Origin of the sequence: Sulfoacidibacillus ferrooxidans, assembly GCF_022606465.1 — a bacterium.
GTDB classification, from domain to species: domain Bacteria; phylum Bacillota; class Bacilli; order Alicyclobacillales; family SLC66; genus Sulfoacidibacillus; species Sulfoacidibacillus ferrooxidans.
Genome location: NZ_JALBUF010000082.1, coordinates 1 through 481 on the forward strand (window position 1 = coordinate 1; position 481 = coordinate 481).

Below are 481 nucleotides of genomic sequence, written 5' to 3' on the forward strand. Positions count from 1 at the left end.
GCTCGGCCTGTTGCCGGCGGCGCTGGCGTTGGAGTTGCTGGGCAGGGCGATCCTGGCGATGTTCGCGCCGCAGCGTGCCGGCCTCGAACCGCGCCTGGTCGCCACCAGCCTGCTGGCCGACCTGTTGCGCTGGCCGCCGCGTCCCCTGCAGCGTCTGCAGCATGAGTTGCACCAGCGCTTCGGCATCGACCTGCGCCAGGTCTGGGCCTTCGGTTTCATGCGGCGGGCGTTCCTGCCGGTGCTGGCGGTGGTGTCGCTGAGCGGCTGGCTGCTCAGCGGCGTACGCGAGATCGGCATGGATGCACGGGGCGTCTACGAGCGCTTCGGCAAGCCGGTCGCGGTGCTCGGCCCCGGCCTGCACCTGGGGCTGCCCTGGCCGCTGGGGCGGGTGTTGGCGGTGGAGAACGGGGTGGTCCACGAGTTGGCCACCAGCGTCGCCGCCGGCGACGGCGGAGCCGAGCCGCTCGCGCCCGCCGAAGGT

1 protein-coding gene is annotated in these 481 nt (G+C 73.4%); it reads left to right on the top strand.

Features of this window, described 5'->3' with window-relative positions:
* A partial coding sequence (locus MM817_RS16470) for an SPFH domain-containing protein (RefSeq protein WP_241717140.1) occupies positions 1–481 on the top strand: 481 nt, incomplete at both ends.